Source organism: Psychrobacter sp. 16-MNA-CIBAN-0192 (assembly GCF_040309565.1).
Lineage (GTDB): Bacteria > Pseudomonadota > Gammaproteobacteria > Pseudomonadales > Moraxellaceae > Psychrobacter.
Map to the genome: position 1 here is coordinate 1 of NZ_JBEOOX010000492.1, position 254 is coordinate 254.

Here is a 254-nt window from a genome sequence, read left to right on the forward strand (position 1 = left end):
TTGTAATCCATGCCATAGCCGAAGATATAACGGTCGACGCACGGCAGCCCGACAAAGTCGGCTTTCAGCTCTGGGCGCGCCTTGCGGTCGTGGTCTTTGTCGATCAGCACGGCGGTGTGCACTTTGCGTGCGCCAGCATGTTTGCAGAAGTCGATGATCGCACCCAGGGTGTGACCTTCATCGAGAATGTCATCGATGATCAGCACATCGCGGTCGATGAACGACACTTCCGGTTTGGCCTTCCAGAACAAGTC

Annotated in this window: 1 protein-coding gene; it reads right to left on the reverse strand. The window is 55.9% G+C overall.

What is annotated here, in order from left to right:
- Positions 1-254, reverse strand: a 254-nt coding sequence (locus AAEY78_RS14090) for a phosphoribosyltransferase family protein (protein WP_352340016.1), incomplete at both ends; no start/stop codon positions are given.